This is a genomic window from Gemmatimonadota bacterium, from assembly GCA_009692115.1.
GTDB lineage: Bacteria > Gemmatimonadota > Gemmatimonadetes > Gemmatimonadales > GWC2-71-9 > SHZU01.
Genome location: SHZU01000003.1, coordinates 107,148 through 121,946, shown reverse-complemented (window position 1 = coordinate 121,946; position 14,799 = coordinate 107,148). Strand labels below are relative to the sequence as shown.

At 66.6% G+C, this 14,799-nt stretch carries 18 protein-coding genes; all 18 read right to left on the bottom strand.

Annotated elements, in window-relative coordinates; translation table 11 throughout:
• Positions 1–7: 7 nt before the first annotated feature.
• A complete protein-coding gene (gene moaA / locus EXR94_04855; GenBank protein ID MSR02056.1) occupies positions 8–1,030 on the bottom strand; it encodes a GTP 3',8-cyclase MoaA in 1,023 nt (340 codons plus the stop codon).
• A complete protein-coding gene (locus tag EXR94_04850; GenBank protein ID MSR02055.1) occupies positions 1,027–1,443 on the bottom strand; it encodes a molybdenum cofactor biosynthesis protein MoaE in 417 nt (138 codons plus the stop codon). The genes moaA and EXR94_04850 overlap by 4 nt, the downstream gene beginning before the upstream one ends.
• Positions 1,444–1,458: 15 nt before the next feature.
• Positions 1,459–1,722 carry a MoaD/ThiS family protein gene (locus tag EXR94_04845; GenBank protein ID MSR02054.1) on the bottom strand — a complete coding sequence of 88 codons (264 nt, stop codon included), beginning with the start codon at positions 1,720–1,722 and terminating at the stop codon, positions 1,459–1,461.
• Between the two features lie 75 nt (positions 1,723–1,797).
• Complete coding sequence (locus EXR94_04840; GenBank protein MSR02053.1) at positions 1,798–2,145, bottom strand: integration host factor subunit beta; 348 nt, start codon at positions 2,143–2,145, stop codon at positions 1,798–1,800.
• Between the two features lie 64 nt (positions 2,146–2,209).
• Positions 2,210–3,346 carry a carbamoyl-phosphate synthase small subunit gene (carA, locus tag EXR94_04835; GenBank protein ID MSR02052.1) on the bottom strand — a complete coding sequence of 379 codons (1,137 nt, stop codon included), beginning with the start codon at positions 3,344–3,346 and terminating at the stop codon, positions 2,210–2,212.
• A gap of 39 nt (positions 3,347–3,385) precedes the next feature.
• Complete coding sequence (gene secG, locus EXR94_04830) at positions 3,386–3,778, bottom strand: preprotein translocase subunit SecG (GenBank protein ID MSR02051.1); 393 nt, start codon at positions 3,776–3,778, stop codon at positions 3,386–3,388.
• 49 nt (positions 3,779–3,827) lie between these two features.
• The gene (locus tag EXR94_04825; GenBank protein MSR02050.1) at positions 3,828–4,595 is read right to left on the bottom strand and encodes a triose-phosphate isomerase; all 768 of its coding nucleotides are present in this window, start codon (positions 4,593–4,595) and stop codon (positions 3,828–3,830) included.
• The gene (locus tag EXR94_04820) at positions 4,595–5,785 is read right to left on the bottom strand and encodes a phosphoglycerate kinase (protein ID MSR02049.1); all 1,191 of its coding nucleotides are present in this window, start codon (positions 5,783–5,785) and stop codon (positions 4,595–4,597) included. The genes EXR94_04825 and EXR94_04820 overlap by 1 nt, the downstream gene beginning before the upstream one ends.
• Positions 5,782–6,795: a type I glyceraldehyde-3-phosphate dehydrogenase gene (gene gap / locus EXR94_04815; GenBank protein MSR02048.1), complete on the bottom strand. Its 1,014-nt coding sequence runs from the start codon at positions 6,793–6,795 to the stop codon at positions 5,782–5,784. Before gap ends, EXR94_04820 begins: the two co-directional genes overlap by 4 nt.
• 23 nt (positions 6,796–6,818) lie before the next feature.
• Positions 6,819–7,568 carry a ComF family protein gene (locus tag EXR94_04810; GenBank protein MSR02047.1) on the bottom strand — a complete coding sequence of 250 codons (750 nt, stop codon included), beginning with the start codon at positions 7,566–7,568 and terminating at the stop codon, positions 6,819–6,821.
• A complete protein-coding gene (locus EXR94_04805; GenBank protein MSR02046.1) occupies positions 7,540–8,337 on the bottom strand; it encodes a shikimate dehydrogenase in 798 nt (265 codons plus the stop codon). Before EXR94_04805 ends, EXR94_04810 begins: the two co-directional genes overlap by 29 nt.
• Positions 8,334–8,897 carry a low molecular weight protein arginine phosphatase gene (locus tag EXR94_04800; protein MSR02045.1) on the bottom strand — a complete coding sequence of 188 codons (564 nt, stop codon included), beginning with the start codon at positions 8,895–8,897 and terminating at the stop codon, positions 8,334–8,336. The genes EXR94_04805 and EXR94_04800 overlap by 4 nt, the downstream gene beginning before the upstream one ends.
• Positions 8,795–9,442, bottom strand: a complete 648-nt coding sequence (locus tag EXR94_04795; protein MSR02044.1) for a Sua5/YciO/YrdC/YwlC family protein — start codon at positions 9,440–9,442, stop codon at positions 8,795–8,797. Before EXR94_04795 ends, EXR94_04800 begins: the two co-directional genes overlap by 103 nt.
• The gene (gene ispD / locus EXR94_04790) at positions 9,442–10,164 is read right to left on the bottom strand and encodes a 2-C-methyl-D-erythritol 4-phosphate cytidylyltransferase (GenBank protein MSR02043.1); all 723 of its coding nucleotides are present in this window, start codon (positions 10,162–10,164) and stop codon (positions 9,442–9,444) included. Before ispD ends, EXR94_04795 begins: the two co-directional genes overlap by 1 nt.
• Complete coding sequence (radA, locus tag EXR94_04785; protein ID MSR02042.1) at positions 10,130–11,494, bottom strand: DNA repair protein RadA; 1,365 nt, start codon at positions 11,492–11,494, stop codon at positions 10,130–10,132. Before radA ends, ispD begins: the two co-directional genes overlap by 35 nt.
• A complete protein-coding gene (dnaB, locus tag EXR94_04780) occupies positions 11,494–12,870 on the bottom strand; it encodes a replicative DNA helicase (GenBank protein MSR02041.1) in 1,377 nt (458 codons plus the stop codon). Before dnaB ends, radA begins: the two co-directional genes overlap by 1 nt.
• Positions 12,833–13,549 (bottom strand): uracil-DNA glycosylase, encoded by a 717-nt coding sequence (locus tag EXR94_04775; protein MSR02040.1) that lies wholly within the window; start codon positions 13,547–13,549, stop codon positions 12,833–12,835. The genes dnaB and EXR94_04775 overlap by 38 nt, the downstream gene beginning before the upstream one ends.
• Before the next feature lie 55 nt (positions 13,550–13,604).
• Positions 13,605–14,798 carry a bifunctional phosphopantothenoylcysteine decarboxylase/phosphopantothenate--cysteine ligase CoaBC gene (gene coaBC / locus EXR94_04770; protein ID MSR02039.1) on the bottom strand — a complete coding sequence of 398 codons (1,194 nt, stop codon included), beginning with the start codon at positions 14,796–14,798 and terminating at the stop codon, positions 13,605–13,607.
• Between the last annotated feature and the right edge of the window lies 1 nt (position 14,799).

Below are 14,799 nucleotides of genomic sequence, written 5' to 3'. Positions count from 1 at the left end.
CGATCGGTCACCCTCCGCGGGTGTGCATCTCTCGGCGAGGATCGGCCCGAAGGCCTTCGATGGCGTGGAGCACGCCACGTCCTGCCAACGCCACGCGCTGTTCGGCCCCGCGATCGGTTCGCGCCGCCCAGGTCGCCGACACGAGCGCCGCGAGGTCCGCATCGGTGGCCCCGTCGCGAAGCGGTTGGCGGAGATCGACGCCTCGATCGGCGTAGAGACAAAGGTACCAGGTGCCGTCCGCGGTTACCCGGCTCCGGTCGCAACTCCCGCAGAACGGGGCCGTCGTCGAGGCAATGACGCCGAACCGGTGTCCGCCCGGCAATTCAAAGGTTTCGGCCGGAGCCTGACCACGGCCATCGATTGGAATGGGCGGACCGAAGTGTTTCGCCACGAGGTCCAGAATCTCCGCGCGGCTCACCACTTGGTCGCGGTCCCACCCCGTGGCGCCGCCGACGTCCATGTATTCGATGTACCGAAGCTCGATGCCGCGTTCGATCGAAAACTCGAGCAGCCCGACGACTTCATCCTCGTTATACCCGCGGATGATGACCGAATTGAGCTTGACGGACGGGAAATGCCGCCGGGCGCTGTCGAGGCCGGCGAGAATCGCCCCATGCCGGTCGGTTTTGGCAAAGGCTTTGAGACGGGCGGGGCTCAGGGTGTCGAGGCTGATGGTGACGCGGCCGAGTCCCGCCTGCCGAAGCGCCTTGGCTTGATCGGCGAGGAGAATGCCGTTCGTGGTGAGCGTCACCTCGCCGATGGCCGATCGGGCGGCCACCAAGCGAACCAGCGCCGGGAGGTCATGCCGAAGCAACGGTTCCCCGCCGGTCAGCCGCACCTTCCCGGCGCCGAGGGACGCGAAGATGCCGGCCAGCCGATCGAGTTCCTCGAAGGAAAGGATCGAACTACGGGGGAGCCAGACATAGTCGGCGTTCGGCATGCAGTAGCCGCACCGCATGTTGCAGCGGTCGGTGACCGACAGCCGAAGGCTGCCTAACGGCCGGGCGAACCGGTCAAGAACCGCCGTCATGCCGACACGATCCCGCCGGGCACTGTCGGGTCCACCCAGGCCTCGGTCCCATCGAGATAGCGCTCTCGTTTCCAAATCGGAACCCGGCGCTTCAGTTCTTCGATGACATACCGGCAGGCGGCGAAGGTCTCGTCACGGTGGGCCCCGCCGACCGCAACGACGACGGCGGCATCCCCAATCGCGAGGACGCCCAGACGATGGCGGACCGCGACGGCCACCGGCCACCGGCCTTCGGCTTCGGCCACGATCGCCGCCAGCGCGGCATCCGCCATGGCTTCGTAAGCCGTGTATTCCAATTCGACCACCGCGCGGCCGCCATGGTGATCGCGCACCAACCCGACAAAGCTGGCGACGCCACCCCGATCAGCGGCGCCGACCGAGGCCATCAGACCTGCCACGTCCAACGGGGCCATCTCTAAATGTGACACTCAGCCGCCGGCCATTGGAGGAAGCAGGGCCACCTCGTCAGTGGCCGCCAGTCGGTGTTCGAATCCGGCCTGAGTCAGGTTGACGGTGACGAACGGACGCTCCGGCAACGAGTTACCTCCGGGCAATGTTCTGAGAACCGCCACCAGATCGCCAACCGTCGCGGCGTGATCGAGCGAAACAGGCAGGCGCGAACTCCCGAGCAACTCGGCATAGCGGGCGAAGAGCAGGACTTGGACTGAGGCCATGACGGATAATGGGTACATGATCCGAAACGGGCAAGGAACAAAAAAGCGAGCCGCCCGAGGCTCGCCTTGGAGACGACAGTGGTGCGTTACTCGCTAATTGTTATCATCGTCGTCGTCATGCGACGGCGGCAACGGTCCGCCGTCATGCTCCTCGGCGACCAAAGCTCGTAACTCCTTACTAGGCTTGAACACCGGCACCGGCCGGGCGGCCACTTCGACGGGATCACCGGTGCGCGGATTCCGCGCCATGCGGGTCTTCCGGCGTCGGATCTTGAAGGTGCCGAATCCGCGCACTTCAATGTTGTGCTGATCTCGAAGCGCCAGTTTAATGGCGTCAAGAAAGGCATCAACGACGCGCGCGCAATCTTTCTTCGAGATCAGCGGGCCCGCCGTTCGAGCCATGGCGGCGGTCACCTGCTCAACCAGATCGGCCTTCGTCATTCTCCCCCCTCAAGGGTCATGCCCCCCACCTTCGGGCGGCTTCTTGCGATCCGATAGTAGGGGCTTAACTGTTGTGTGTCAAGGGGTTGCGTCCCTGCAACGGCCGGGAGGCCATCAAGTCAAGGAACTCGCCGAAGTGCGGGAAAGCATCATGGGGCCCCGGGGCGGCCTCGGGGTGGTACTGGACCGCAAAAACCGGGAGGTGCCGATGGCGCACGCCCTCGACCGTCCCATCGTTCAGATTGAGGTGGGTAACCTCGAGGTCGGGCGCTCCGGGGACCCCTTCGGCGGTGCCCTCGACGGCAAAGCCATGGTTCTGGGACGTAATGAGGACCCGGCCGCCCTTGAGATCCTTGACTGGGTGGTTACCGCCCCGATGGCCATACGGGAGCTTGACCGTCCGGCCGCCGAAAGCAGAGCCCAACAACTGATGTCCTAGACAAATCCCGAAAGTGGGAAGGCCGGTGTCGGCCAACTCCCGAATGGTTTTGATGGCGGAGCCCAATGCCCCCGGGTCGCCGGGGCCGTTCGAGAGGAACAGCCCATCGGGATTCCGGGCCAGGATGGCCTCGGCCGGGGTGTCCGAGGGCACTACTGTAACCCGGCAGCCGGCCGCGGACAGCATCCGAACGATGTTCCGCTTCATACCGAAGTCGATGGCCACGACGTGGGGTCCCTTGCCGCCTCCACCTTCACCGTAGACTTCCCGGGTCCCGGCGGTCGAAGCCAGGTCCAAGCCAACCATCGTCGGCGACGCGGCGAGTGCCGCGATGAGTTCGGGGCTCGGCTCGGCGCCGACCGCGATGACGCCCCGCATCGCTCCCCGCTCTCGGATGTGCCGCGTCAACCGCCTGGTATCGACCCCTTCAATGACCGGGATGCCCGCCGCGGCCAGCCATTGATCAAGGCCGCCGGTGGCCTGCCAGTTCGAGTAACTCCGGGCCATTTCCCGGACGACCACACCCGCCACCTGCGGGCGCCCGGATTCCATGTCGCCGTCATTCACCCCGTAGTTGCCGATCATCGGGGCCGTCATCACGACGATCTGACCGATGTAACTCGGGTCAGTGAAGGTCTCCTGGTACCCGGTGAGGTTGGTGGTAAACACCACTTCACCGAAGCCAGGTCTTTGGTCGTCCCGAGCGGTGCCGGCGTACCAGGTGCCATCCTCGAGCAATACGAAAGCGGGGCGCTCCGTCATCGAAGCGCCCCGTCACGACAGTCAGTGTGGATCATTAGTCTACTTGGTGGCCGCGGCCGGGGTCGCGGGGGCTGGAGCCTCCGCCGTGGATGCCGAAGGGGCCGCGGCTCCGGTCGTTGCCGGGGCCTGGTTGAGCGGCGCTGGTGCGATCGCAGCTGGAGCGTTTCGGAGGCGTTGCTGAACGTCCGTGGCTCCGACCGCACTGCGCGAGGCGATCAAGGACAGCACCAGCGCCAAGGTCATGAAGATGCCGCCGGTCCACCACGACAGAGTGTGGAGAATGGTGACCGCTTGACGGCCGCCCATGACCAAATCGGTGGTGCCGCCGCCAAGCGAGGCCATGCCCCCGCCTTGTCCGGCCTGCAACAGGACGACGACGGCGAGAAGAAGCCCGTCGATCACTAGCAACGTTAGGATGAACCCGTAGAGCATATTGGCCTCGGAATTAGCTAGTGAAGATAGCCGCTGGCGGCAGCCTACGTCAAGATTTTGAGCCGGGCGGCGAGGTGCCCGATACGAGTCGGCGCCAGCCGGCGGGGTCGAGACTCGCTCCACCGACCAAGACGCCGTCGAGCTCCGACTCGGCGAGCAGGGCGCCGACGTTGCCCAAATTGACGCTGCCGCCGTAGAGCACCTCCGGGGCCGGGTGCCCGTGGCCTCGCAGATCAGTCCGGATGGCCGAGTGAACCGCGGCGGCGGCGGCGGGGGGGGCGTTCTTGCCGGTTCCGATGGCCCATACCGGCTCATAGGCCACCACGACCTTCGCGAGGTCGGACGCGACCAGTCCGTCGAGCGCGCCGTGCAATTGACCGAGCACCACCTCGAGCGTCGTCCCGGCCTCCCGTTCGGCCACCGTCTCCCCGACGCAGAGCAGCGGCGTCAGGCCGTTCCCGAGCACTGCCCGAAGCTTCCGCGCCGTCTCGGGCACGGTTTCCCCAAAGACGTGGCGCCGTTCGGAGTGCCCGATCAGCGCGATGCTTGCCCCAGCAGCCTTCGCGAGCCCGGCGGAGGTCGCGCCGGTGAAGGCCCCCTTGGGCTCCCAATACACGTCCTGGGCTCCCACCGCGATGTTGGGGTGACCATTGAGCGCAACCGCGACCGCCTCCAGACTCACGGCACTCGGGAAGAACCAATAACGGGCGGCGGGATCCGGTTCGAATCCCGCAAGGAACGTGGCCAGGTAGTCCCGCGCCTCGGCTGGCCCGAGGTGCATCTTCCAGTTCGCCGCAAAAATCCTTCCCCGAGCCATCAGGCCTCGTCCAGTGCGGCGACGCCCGGAAGGACCTTGCCTTCGAGAAACTCAAGGGCCGCACCGCCGCCAGTGGAGACATGACTGACTTGGTCCGTCAATCCGGCCTGGGCCACCGCCGCCGCGGAATCGCCGCCGCCCACCACCGTGACCGCTCCTCGCTTGGTGGCCTCCGCCATCGCCAAGGCGATCCCCAGGGTGCCCTGGTCGAACGGAGGCGTTTCGAAGACGCCCATCGGACCGTTCCAGATCACCGTACCGGCGGCGTGGATCCGGGCGCTGAAGTCCCGAACGGTTGCCGGGTCGATATCGAAGATCGCAAACCCGGGCGGAATCCGGTCGCGGGTTACCGTAATCGTCGTGATCCCGACCTTGAGTAGAGGCGCCACGACCCCGCCCCGCGGCAGCACCAGTTTGTCGCCGGCCCGGTCGAGCAACGCCTTCGCCAACTCGACCCGGTCCGGTTCGATCAGGGAGTTCCCGGTTTCGAGTCCCATGGCCTTGAAGAAGGTGCACGCCATGGCCCCGCCAACCAGCACTTGGTCGACCTTGGGGAGCAGCGCTTCGATCAGATCGATCTTCCCGCTAATCTTGGCGCCCCCCATGACCGAGATGAAGGGCCGCTTCGGCCGAGTCAACGCCTCGCCGAGATAGTTGAGTTCGGTCTCCATCAAGAACCCGGACACGGCCGGCTTGAGGATCTCCGCGATCCCAGAAGTCGAGGCCTGAGCCCGATGGGCGGAACCGAACGCATCATTGACGTAAAGTTCGCCAAGGGCGGCGAACTGCCTCGAGAGCTCAGGATCGTTGGTTTCTTCGCCGGGATAGAAGCGGGTGTTTTCCATCAATGCCACACCGCCCCGCGCCAGTCGCTTCGTGGCACCGACCGCGGCCTCGGAGGCCGGATTCTCGACGAACGTGACGGTGGCCCCGAGCGCAGACTCCAGGGCGCGGACGCACGGCCGGATCGTATATTTCGGATCCGGCGCCCCCTTGGGCCGGCCAAAATGCGACAGGAGGACGACTCGCGCGCCCTTGGACCGGAGATACTCAATGGTCGGCAGCGACGCCCGGATCCGGGTGTCGTCGGTCACCTTACCGTCCTTGACCGGGCAGTTGAAATCGACCCTGACTACCACCCGCCGACCGTCAAGGCGGGCCGGGTCGAGTGAGGCCAACGTCCGCTTCATGCGCCGAGCGCTCCGATGTACCGCATCAGGTCGACGCACCGGGCCGAGTAGCCCATCTCGTTGTCATACCACGACGACACGTGGACCATCGTCCCGTCGATGACTTGGGTCGACAGGAGATCCACCGTACTCGACGCCAGGTTCCCGACGTAGTCGATCGACACCAGCGGTTCGTCGCTGACGGCCAGGACCCCCTTCAAGGCGCCGGCCGCGGCCGCGGTGAAGACATCGTTGATCTCTTGCACCGAGGTCGACTTCTCGACCACACAGGTCAAGTCGACCAAGGAGACATCGGCGGTCGGGACCCGGAGTGCGACGCCGTCGATCTTACCCTTCACCTCCGGGATGACGAGCGCGGTGGCCTTGGCCGCTCCGGTCGTGGTCGGAATAATCGACATCGCCGCGGCCCGGGCCCGGCGGAGATCCTTGTGGGGAAGGTCGAGAATCATTTGGTCGTTGGTATATGAATGAACCGTGGTCATGAAGCCGCGGACGAACCCGAAATGATCGCGGATGACTTTCACGACCGGGACCAGGCAATTCGTGGTGCAGCTGGCGTTGGAAATCACGAAATGCTTGGCGGGATCGAAGGCCTGGTGATTGACCCCGTACACGATGGTGATGTCCTCGTTTTTGGCCGGCGCCGAGATCACAACCCGGCGGGCGCCCGCTTCCAAGTGCTTCGCGGCCGGCTCCCGGTCGGTGAAGCGGCCGGTCGATTCGAGCACCACATCCACCCCGAGCGCTTGCCACGGCAGCTTGGCGGGGTCCTTCTCCGACAGCACCTTGATGGTGCGGCCATTGACATGGATCCCGTCCGGCGCCGGCGCAACGGTGCCGGGGAACTTGCCGTGGACCGAGTCATACTTGAGCAGATGGGCCAGAGTCTTCGTGTCCGTCAAGTCGTTGACGGCAACGATCTCGAGGTCGGTGACGTTGGCCATGGTCGCGGCCCGGAGCACATTCCGACCGATCCGGCCGAATCCGTTGATCGCCACTCGAATCGCCATTGCGGGACTCCCCTTCGGTTTGTTTAGTGTGGACCGATCCGGCTGATCGCGGCAAGCGGCAACTCGGCTCGGGCAAATGTGACGGCGGTGACGGCCCGCGCCCCACCCTCTAGCAACGCCCGTGCCGCCGACACGAGGGTTGCCCCGGTTGTAAACACATCGTCGACCAAGACCACCCTGGCCGGCACGGACCCAGCCACCCGGAACGCGTCCCGCAGATTCGCTTCCCGTTCTTCGGGAGTCAGCGTCGTCTGGGTTCGGGTGTCCCTGACCCGAATTAGGGCGGTTTCGGCAACCGGAATTCCGGCCAGGCGGCCGACTGAACGCGCCAACCCGGCGCTTTGATTATAACCTCGGGTTTGCAGGCGTGCGGCCCCAAGCGGAATCGGAATCAGGAGGCTGCCGGCGGCCACCGGAGACAGCGTGGCCATCGGCACTGCCATGGAATCGGTGATTCGATGCCAGCCATCGTATTTGAGCAAGTGCACGGCTTTTCGGGCTGATGGCTCCATCCACACCGAACTGGCCACCCCGGCAAGTTCCGGCGGCCACTCGCGGCACACCCGGCACTCGGTCTCAGCGTCGGTCGGCTGGCCGCACCGGGGACACTGAGGAAAGGGGAGCCGGACCCATCGGCTACGACACAGCGCGCAGACCAAGGCGTCTTCGGTCCCCCGCCCCACTCGCTCTTGGCAAAGCAGGCAATGGCCGGGCAAGAGCCATCGTTCCGCCGCCCGGAGGGCCTCAGCCGAGTCGGCCAGCCACCGCGGCACGCATCACCTCGATCGGGGCCTTCGAATCCGGAAACCACCGCTCGAAGGCCGCGGCTCCCTGGGCAATCAGCACTTTCTGGCCATCGGCGGCCCGGTGCCCGGCGGCCCTGGCTAGGCGGACCCACTGAGTCTCGGGCCGCCCGTAGACCAGATCGAGCACGGCCGCGCCGGCGGGGATTTCACCGACCGGGAGGGGCAAGGGGTCCGAGGGATCCATGCCGAGCGGGGTACAGTTAAGCACCAGCCCGATACCGGCCTCCGGCTCGACGGCGATGCCGAACGATCGGAGTTGGGCGGCCAGCGCGGCTCGCCGGCCCACCGACCGAGACCGAATCGCCACGCCAGCCCCGACCGAGCCGGCGGCCAGGGCCGCCGCGATGGCGCTCCCACCACTCCCGAGCACCAGCCAGGTCCCAGCCGGGCGGCCGAGGCAGTCAAACGCCGCCCGGATGCCGAGTGAATCGGTATCGTCACCGATCAAATCACCTGCCTCACCCCAAAAGGTGTTGCAGCCTACCAGTGGGCTTTCGGCGATCGGTCGGACCAGGATCGCCGCGGCGCGTTTGTGCGGAATGGTGACGTTTCCCCCGCCCCCGCCCCCCGCCAGCCCCTGCATCAGCGATCCCAACTCGGAGGCCTCGCATCGGAGGGCGACGTACACCGCATCGAGACCGAGCGCCCCAAAGGCGGCGTTGTACATGGCGGGTGACAGGGAATGGCTGACGGGATTGCCCAACAGCGCGAACACTCTGGTGCGACCGGAGATCATGACGGGGTGCTGCCGTTGAGCCGGGCCACTACAGCCCGCATGATCCCCGCCAGGGTTTTCAGCGTGGCGCGGTACTCTTCGAGATCTCCGCCAAACGGGTCGTCGATTTCGCCTCGAGCGCCGGTGAAACCGCTGAATTCCCCGAGGAGGTGCGCCCGCCCCGCGCCGCCGAGCTCCCGAACCCGGGCGAGGTGGGTCCGGGACATGGTGAGGACCAGCTGGCTCTCCTCCACCATGGCCCGGGTCAGGAGCCGGGCCCGGTGGGCGGAGAGATCGAGCCCGTGCTCCAAGGCGACGAGGTACGACCCTTCAGACGCGGGCGCCCCGTCCCACGCCCCAGTCCCCGCGGACGTGACGGCTATATCGGTCCGCCCAGTCTCCTCAATCGTCCGGCGAAGGAGGGCCTCAGCCAGCGGGCTTCGGCAGGTATTCCCGGTACAGACCACTAGAACCCGAATCACGGCGCCAGCCTCCCGACGGCCCGGCGTAACTCGTCTCGGGGGATCGCCCCTTCGCGAATCATCGAGGGTACCGTGGTGGTGCAGTCGATCAAGGTCGATGGCGGCACGTTCCCGAGGACTCCGCCATCCAGAATCATCAGGGTTCCGTTGGCCACCGCCGCCGGAAACAACTCCTCGATCTTCGCCGCGCCCGGCGCCGTCGGGCCGCCGGGTCGATTGGCCGAGGTCGAGGTAATCGGGGTATCGAGGGCGACGACCAATGACGCCATCCCGCGGTGGCCGGTGTGGCGGACCGCGACGCCGCCCCCTTGGCCCCGAAGCCGGCGCGGCAGATGGCCCTCGCCGCCGGGCAGGACCAAGGTGAGGGGGCCGGGCCAGAACGCCTCGGCCATGGCCCGGGCCGCCGCGCTGAACACCAGCCCAAATCGCTCGGCCATCGGCCGGCCTGAGATCAGGAGTAGAAACGGCTTCCGGGGAGGGCGCCCTTTCAGAGCGGCCAAGGCGTCAAGTCCGGCATCGTTAGGCAGAGAACCCAACCCATACACGGTTTCGGTGGGATACCCGATCAGCCCCCCGCGGCCGAAGTGATCGCGAATCGCCGCCGTGGCGGCGGCCACCTCCGCTTCGGTCCGAAACGGAACCATCAGCGCCACTCCTTGGCCACCGCCTCGGCCAACACGAAATCAGCGGCGGAGGTGACCTTGAAGTTCGTCGTCAGATCTTCGATCAGCGTGACCGGCGCGCCGATCGCCTCGCAGAGGGCGGCGTCATCGGTGGCACCACGGCCCTCCCGGCGGGCCGCCGCGAGCGCTGCGGCCAACATGGTCCGGGGAAAGCCCTGCGGAGTCTGGGCCCGCCAGAGTCCCTCCCGCGGGACCGTGCCGAGAATATGGATCGGGCCGGGGCCCCTCGTCGCGGACTTCAGCGTGTCGGAGAGGGGGACGGCCGCCACGGCTCCCCGGCCCGACCGGGCTTCGGCAATCACGGCACCGATCACGCCCGGGTCGACGAACGGCCTCGCCCCGTCGTGAACCAGGATCACCGCGACGTCCGTTCCGCAGCCGGCCACGCCGGCCTCAACGGAATCGAGCCGCTCCGCCCCCCCAGCCACCACCCGGAGTCGCTCACCGGCCAGCGACCCGAGCCAATCGGGGGGCTTGGCCGCCACCTCGACGGGCACCACGACCACGACGACGTGGACGGCCGGGTGCATCAGAAAAGGACGAAGGGACCGGAGCAGCATCGGAACGCCGGCGATGGGCCGAAACTGCTTGGCCGGGCCGGCACCGGCCCGAAGGCCCCGGCCGGCGGCGACCACCACGACGCCGACGTCAGGCCGCGAAGGCCCGAACGAGTTCTTCGACATGATCCAGTGGAATCGTGCGGACCCCGCTGACCGAGACGTGGCGCCCCGATCCGAATGCCCGCAGGAACCCCAACCGTCCGGCTTCCGCCAAGCGCCGGTCGACGCCGCCGACCGGGCGGACCTCGCCACCCAAACCGACCTCACCCAGGAACAGGGCATCCGCAGGCGTCGGGCAGTTGGTCAGACTGGAGACCAGCGCCGCCGCGACGGCCAAGTCCGCGCCGGGTTCGTTCAGCCGCACCCCACCGGTAACCTGGACGAACACATCGAGGTTGGCGAACCGCTGGCCGGCGCGTCGCTCCAGCACCGCCAGCAGTACCGCGAGACGTTTGGGGTCGAGCCCGGTGGCCACTCGCTGCGGGGTCCCGTAGCCGGAGGGCGCGGCCAAGGCCTGGACCTCGACCAATACTGGCCGAGTCCCCTCCATCAAGGCGGTCACGGCGCTGCCGCTCGTTCCGGCCGACCGCGAGGCGAGGAACACCGCCGATGGATTCGGGACACCGAGGAGGCCCCGCTCGGTCATGGAGAAAACGCCCAACTCGTCGACCGACCCAAACCGATTCTTGGTGGCCCGAAGCAGCCGGTAGTTGAGGGAGGGTTCGCCTTCGAAATAAAGCACCGTATCGACGATGTGCTCCAAGGTCTTGGGCCCTGCCAGCATGCCCCCCTTGGTGACATGACCGACGACCATGACGGCCACGCCGGTTTCCTTGGCGAACCGCATCAGCAGGGCGGCCGACTCCCGAACCTGGCCGACACTTCCGGGGGCGCCTTCGAGGGAATCGGAAAAGGCGGTTTGGATCGAGTCGAGAATGAGGAGGTCGGCCCGAACCTCCCGCGTCGCGGCCAGCACCGACTCGAGGTGGGTCTCGCCAAGGACCAGAACCCCGCTCGCATCCTCGACCATCCGATCGGACCGGAGCCGGATCTGTTCGGCCGATTCCTCCCCGCTGGCGTAGAGCACCCGACGGCCGCTTTCGACCATCCGGGCGGAGGCCTGGAGGAGCAAGGTGGATTTCCCGATGCCCGGCTCGCCACCGATCAGCGACATCGACCCGGGGACCAACCCGCCTCCGAACACAAAATCGAGTTCGGGAATCCCCAACGACCAACGGTGGAGCTTCTCGCCGGCGACATCGCCTAACGCCTTGACCCGATCCGGACGCCGCGCCGGGGCCCCATCTTTCGCGGACCGCCGAGGTCCGGCGGTGGCGGGCAGCCGTTCCTCCGCCACCGCGTTCCAGGCGGCGCATGCCTCACACCGGCCGACCCACTTCGGATGTTCATGGCCGCACTCGGCGCAGAGATACACCGATTTGGCTCGGGCCATCATCCGTGACCGGCGTTGTCCCGGGCGGTAAAGCTGTCAAACCGGGTGTATTCCTTGGTGAACCGGAGGATGACCTCACCGGTCGGGCCGTTCCGATGCTTGGACAGCATGATCTCGGCCAGGCCTTTTTTGCTCTCGTCCTCCCGGTCGTAATACTCGGGCCGATGAATGAACATCACGATGTCGGCGTCCTGCTCGATCGCCCCGGAGTCGCGGAGGTCGGACAGTTGCGGACGGCGATCGCCGCCCCGCTGTTCGGAGGCCCGGGAGAGCTGCGACAGGGCCATGACCGGCACTTCGAGTTCCCGGGCCAGGGCCTTGAGGGACCGCGAAATGTCCGAGACCTCCTGAACCCGATTTTCCGCGTATTCCGGACTCCGCATCAGCTGGAGGTAGTCGACGATAATCATCCCGAGATCGTTGTCCGCCTTGAGCCGGCGGGCCTTGCCCCGCATCTCGAGCAGGGTGATAGCCGGCGTGTCGTCAATCCACACCGGACATTGCCCCATGACGCCGGCCGCCCGAGCCAGGTTCGTGAAGTCGCGGTCTTTGAGCAGGCCGCGACGCACGGCCTGACTGTCGACCCGGGCCTCCGCACAGAGCATCCGTTGCACCAGTGAATCCTTCGACATTTCCAGGGAGAAAATGGCCACCCCATGACCATCGACGGCGGCTTGGGTTGCGATATTGAGACAGAAGGCCGTCTTGCCCATGGACGGACGCGCCGCCACGATGATCAACTCGGACTTCTGGAACCCCGACGTCATCTCATCCAAATCTGCAAAGCCGCTCGGAACTCCGGTAACCGATTTGCCGCTCTTTTGAAGCGTTTCAATGCGCTCCATGGTCGGCCACAGCATCTCTTTGATCCGGACGAAGCCGTCGGACCGCCGCTCTTGAGAGATCTTGAAGATCCGCGACTCGGCCTGATCAACGAGTTCGGCCGTCGACAGCCGGGCGTCATAGGCCTCGGTGATGGTCTTGGTCGACACCTCGATCAGCCGGCGCAGAATCGCCTTGTCTTTGACGATCCGGGCATGATGCTCGAGATTGGCGGCCGTCGAGACCGACTCGACCATCTCGGCGATGTACTCCATGCCGCCGGCGAGCTCGAGTTCGTTGCGGCGGACCAACTCGTCGCGAAGGGTGATGTGATCGATTACCACGCGCTGTTCCGTCAAGGCCACCATGGCCCGGAAGAGTCTCCGGTGCGGTTCCTTGTAGAACATCGAATGGTCGATCTGCTCCGCGGCCCGAAGCGCCGCGTCCTGGTCGAGGATCATCGCCCCCAAGACGGCCTGTTCGGCCTCTTGGCTCCATGGTGCCCCGCGGAGCGGATCAGCGTTCGACGAGTTGTCGGGCGATGCGGACGTCATCCCAGGTAGGCTTTTTCCAGTTGGGGTTTCGAAGCAACGCGGCGGGGTGGTAAGTCACCACCAACGGCGTGCCCCGATAAGAATGCACCTTCAGGCGAAGATCGGATAGGCTCCGCTTGCTTCCGAGGAGTGCCTCGGCCGCCGTGGCACCGAGCGCGAGAATGACCTTGGGCTGGATCAGGGCCAACTGCGCCTCGAGAAACGGCGAGCAACTCGCCATTTCGTCCGGCAGCGGTTTCCGATTCTGGGGCGGCCGGCACTTGACCACGTTGCAGATGAAGACTTGGTCTCGCTCGAATCCGATGGCCCGAAGGATGCCGGTCAGCAATTCACCGGCCCGCCCGACAAAGGGCCGGCCGGTCTGGTCTTCGGTTTGCCCGGGCCCCTCGCCCACGAGCAGCAGTTGGGCTCGGGGATTGCCTTCCCCAGGTACCACATTGGCGCGCCCCTGGGCCAAGAAACACCTGGTACAGGCCTTGGCCGCTTTGGCCACGTCGGCCAGAGTGGCCCATGCCAACGGCGCGGCCCCCAGGCGGCCGTCCGGCTCGCCGATGGTGAGCCCCGGCCCTGGAATGGGGGGCGCACCGACCCTCCAATCCTTGGCCGCCGGGGCGGTCACCGCAGCCGGACTCTCCTCGGGCCCCGCCGACGCGGTGGCTCGCGGCCGGGCACCGCTCATGACCAGTTCCTTTCCACCGAGTTCCGCTTGTTGCTTGAGGTACCGCCGCCGAAGATCATCCAAGCCGCACCTCGACCGCCTTGACGATGGCTTCCGCAACCTCAGCTTTGGTTCCGAACGGCACCACCTGCTTCCCCCAGGACGCGTCGATGATGGTGACCCGATTGGTATCGACCTCGAACCCCGCCCCCGGCTCCAAGGCATCATTCGCCACGATCAGATCTAGTCCCTTTTTGACCAATTTGGCGGCGGCCTTCTCGACGGCCTGGCCGGTTTCCGGCACAAAGCCCACCATCAGGGCCCCCGGTTTCCTGATCGGCCTCGTTGCGGCCAAGATATCCTCGGTCGGTTCGAGCTCAACCGACAAGGGGCCCGCTTGCCGGGGACGCTTGCGATCGAGCGGAACCGTCGGCCGGTAGTCGGCCGGTGCGGCCGCCATGATCAGGACGTTGGCCGTCGGGAGGGCCTGTCGGACGGCCTGCCCAAGTTGGGCGGTGGTTTCGATCCGCTCGACCTCGACACCCACGGGGTCCGGTTCGCCACTCGGCCCGGAAATGAGCCGGACCGAGGCGCCCCGGTACCAGGCAGCCTGGGCAATCCGAAATCCCATCTTACCACTCGACCGATTCGTGATGACCCGGACCGGGTCGAGAGCCTCGCGAGTCGGCCCGGCCGTCACCACGACGCGACGTCCCGCCAACGACGACCGGCCGCTGAGTGCCCGGGCGGCATGGTGCAGGATCGTCTCCGGTTCGCTCATCCGGCCGGGACGGTCGGACGGCCCTTCGGCCAACGCCCCGCGCTCGGGACCCACCACGGCCACGCCCCGGTCGGTCAGCCGTCGAAGGTTCTCTTGGGTGGCGTCGGCGGCAAACATCGCGTCATTCATGGCAGGGGCAACCAGCAGCGGCTTGGTCCGGGCCAAGCAAAGGGCGGTCAAGAAGTCGTCGGCCATGCCGGCGGCGAGTCGGCCGAGGAAATGGGCGGTGGCGGGCGCGACGACAATCAGATCGGCGGTTTGGCCCAGGCGGACGTGGTCGAGGGCGCGCTCCGGCTCCCAGAGCGAGGCCAGGACCGGGCGGCCCGACAGGGCTTCAAACGTCAGCGGCTGAACGAACTCGGCTGCCCCCCGAGTCAGGACGACATCAACCCGAGCGCCTGCTTCGACGAGTCGACGGACGAGATGGCAGGCCTTGTAGCACGCGATGCCACCCGTCACGCCGACCACGACGTGACGGTCGGCCCACACG

Bases quoted from the DNA above. Each gene is read 5' to 3' on its own strand.
- EXR94_04845 (MSR02054.1), bottom strand. From the start codon at position 1,722: ATGTACCCATTATCCGTCATGGCCTCAGTCCAAGTCCTGCTCTTCGCC.
- EXR94_04820 (MSR02049.1), bottom strand. From the start codon at position 5,785: ATGAAGCGGACGTTGGCCTCACTCGACCCGGCCCGCCTTGACGGTCGG.
- EXR94_04775 (MSR02040.1), bottom strand. From the start codon at position 13,549: ATGAGCGGTGCCCGGCCGCGAGCCACCGCGTCGGCGGGGCCCGAGGAG.
- gap (MSR02048.1), bottom strand. From the start codon at position 6,795: ATGGCGATTCGAGTGGCGATCAACGGATTCGGCCGGATCGGTCGGAAT.
- secG (MSR02051.1), bottom strand. From the start codon at position 3,778: ATGCTCTACGGGTTCATCCTAACGTTGCTAGTGATCGACGGGCTTCTT.
- EXR94_04805 (MSR02046.1), bottom strand. From the start codon at position 8,337: ATGATCTCCGGTCGCACCAGAGTGTTCGCGCTGTTGGGCAATCCCGTC.
- EXR94_04840 (MSR02053.1), bottom strand. From the start codon at position 2,145: ATGACGAAGGCCGATCTGGTTGAGCAGGTGACCGCCGCCATGGCTCGA.
- EXR94_04825 (MSR02050.1), bottom strand. From the start codon at position 4,595: ATGGCTCGGGGAAGGATTTTTGCGGCGAACTGGAAGATGCACCTCGGG.
- moaA (MSR02056.1), bottom strand. From the start codon at position 1,030: ATGACGGCGGTTCTTGACCGGTTCGCCCGGCCGTTAGGCAGCCTTCGG.
- EXR94_04850 (MSR02055.1), bottom strand. From the start codon at position 1,443: ATGGCCCCGTTGGACGTGGCAGGTCTGATGGCCTCGGTCGGCGCCGCT.
- radA (MSR02042.1), bottom strand. From the start codon at position 11,494: ATGGCCCGAGCCAAATCGGTGTATCTCTGCGCCGAGTGCGGCCATGAA.
- EXR94_04795 (MSR02044.1), bottom strand. From the start codon at position 9,442: ATGGTTCCGTTTCGGACCGAAGCGGAGGTGGCCGCCGCCACGGCGGCG.
- dnaB (MSR02041.1), bottom strand. From the start codon at position 12,870: ATGACGTCCGCATCGCCCGACAACTCGTCGAACGCTGATCCGCTCCGC.
- carA (MSR02052.1), bottom strand. From the start codon at position 3,346: ATGACGGAGCGCCCCGCTTTCGTATTGCTCGAGGATGGCACCTGGTAC.
- ispD (MSR02043.1), bottom strand. From the start codon at position 10,164: ATGTCGAAGAACTCGTTCGGGCCTTCGCGGCCTGACGTCGGCGTCGTG.